This is a genomic window from Aquabacterium sp. (assembly GCF_004297345.1).
Taxonomy (GTDB): Bacteria; Pseudomonadota; Gammaproteobacteria; order Burkholderiales; family Burkholderiaceae_C; genus Aquabacterium.
Genome location: NZ_SCTN01000585.1, coordinates 1 through 2,245, shown reverse-complemented (window position 1 = coordinate 2,245; position 2,245 = coordinate 1). Strand labels below are relative to the sequence as shown.

The window sequence follows — 2,245 nt, the reverse complement described above, 5'->3', positions numbered from 1 at the left end:
GGTCAAGATCCCGCAGGCGACCGGGGCGCGCACGATGAAGCTCTCCATCGAAGAGCAGTCCCAAATTTGGCGCGGGCCCTCACCGGCGCCGCCGGCAGACGTGGACGCGCCGTACGGGGTCTCAGAGACCTCGCGGAGGACGCGGGCCTCGAAGGTGTTCGAGAAGCCGGACTCCGGGTAGGGGACGGTCTCGGTGAGGGCGACGATGGTGCCGGGGAACATCCACGGGTCAGTGATGATCGGGATGACCTCATTGGTGGTCCGGTTCACGTACTGGGTGACGGCCGCACCGCCGGTCAGCTTCGTCCGGTCGTCGCCGCGGGCCAGGAACGTGGACGCCTGGTTGGTGCCCATGACCTTCGTGCCGATGTCGGTGGACTGCTGCGGGGCCACCAGGTACGCGGTCGGCCCGGTCTGGGCGATGGCGAAGATTGCCGCGTTGAGGGCATCGAGTTCGGTGATGCCCTGGGCCGCGCCGGTGAGGGTCGCGCCGTCGAGGGAGATGACGGAGCACCCGGACACGAGGTCACCGGTGCCGTAGGTGGCGAGGGCGCCGGTGCTGCTGTAGTCCTGGGTGAGCGACGTGATGAGACCGTTGTACCGCTTGCTCGAGTAGCTGGTGTCGGCCACGGGCGGGGTGGTGGGGGCCGTTGAGTAGAGACCGGGCAGGGTCAGCGCCGACGGGATGGCGGCGTGGGCGGACAGGGTGGCGGTGAAGGTGGCCGCGTTGTACGCCGTGGTGGTCGTGTAGTAGTAGGTGCTGCCGTTCGTGCTGGTGAACCAGTCGTAGGCGACGGCGCCACGGACGGCGGGAACGGTGGCGGCGGCGGAGTTCGTGCTGGTGGTGGTGCCGACCGTGACGTTCGCGGCGTTGCTGGCGATGCCGGAGCCGCCCCAGTAGTAGTTGCTGCCGCTCCGGGCGGCGGCCTTCACGTACAGGGTCGTGCCGGACGTGATGGTGCCGCCGGTTGCCGCGGAGGTGACGGTGACGGTCCCGATGGTGGGGAGGGCGACGGCGTTGGCGCCGAGGTAGCCCTTGTTCGCGGCGATCCGCCACTGGATGAGGGTGCCGGCGGTGGCGCGCGCCTTCGCGTCATCGTAGCCGCGGGACTTGTCGATCGCGTCCTGCGTGACGCGGCCCGTGACACGCACCGGGCGGAACGGAGCGAGCATGTCGTGCTCGCTGAACACGACGTCGCCGCCGCCGTTGTCGTCACCCACGAAGGGGTCCGGCTGGCTGGAGTTGACGTTGAGGCTGGCCCTCCACGTCGCGGCAGCCGCACCCTGGGGGGCGGTGACGCGGGTCACCCGGTCGTAGAACGGGGTGTTCGCGGAGACCAGGGAGACGACGCCGGACATGTCGACACCGGTGAACCCGGTGGAAACGTTGATGCCGGACGTGGCGGCCTTCGTGACCCGGGTGATCTCGGAGAGGGTTTCCTCGGTGATCGGGTCGGCGAGTGCGGTGCTCATGTGATGGGGCTCCTGACATGCGTCAGCCCCCGGGCACTGTGGCTCCGGGGGCTGGGAACGGGGGTGGTGGTGCGGGGTGCGGTCCTACCGGGTGGGGACCTGACCGCCGATGACGCCGGTGAGGATCTGGTGGACGGCCTTGCCCTGCATGGCGCGGCGCGCGGCGGGGTCCTCGATGAGTTCGATGGCCTTCCGGATCTCGTCGAATCCGCTGCCGGGCGCGGCGTCGGCGGGGCCAGCACCGTTGAGCATCGGCCCGCCAGGCGCCGGGGTCGACTCGACGACCTCCAGGCGCTTCGTGATCGGGCCGACCGCAGCCTCGACCTCACCGCGGACGACGCCTGCGAGGGCTGCCGTGAACGCGGCCATGTCGAACCCGGTGGCGGCCTTCTGGACAGGCTCGTCGGGCTCCGGGGCGGGCGGTTCAAGAACACCGGTCGCCGGGTCCGGTGCGGGGGCTGCGACCGGGGGCTCAACGGCCTCCGCGGCGGGCTCCGGCGCCGTGGCCGGCTCCGTGGTGGTGTCGTCGGCGGCCGGGGCGGCAGCGTCGGACGGGGTGGCGAGGGCCGCCAGCTCCTGGAATGCTTGCCCGACCTTGTCGTCGGGGACGGCCTGGAGGAACTTGGCGGCGAGCTTCCGGAAGTCGTCGGGGGACATTCCGGCCTTGATGACCGGCTCCGTCCCCGCCGCTTCGGCCGGCTCGCTGGCCTTGGGGGTGGTGGACTTCTCGACCGGCTCCACGGCCGCCACCTCGAGGGTGGCCTCCGGCGTG

At 71.1% G+C, this 2,245-nt stretch carries 1 protein-coding gene and 1 pseudogene; both read right to left on the bottom strand.

Translation table 11 applies throughout. The features are described from left to right. A partial coding sequence (locus tag EPO09_RS21745) for a hypothetical protein (protein ID WP_290646625.1) occupies nucleotides 1–1,473 on the bottom strand: 1,473 nt, incomplete at its 3' end. An 84-nt stretch (nucleotides 1,474–1,557) separates the two neighbouring features. Further along, nucleotides 1,558–2,245 (bottom strand): annotated as a pseudogene (locus tag EPO09_RS21740) (hypothetical protein); the annotation flags it as partial.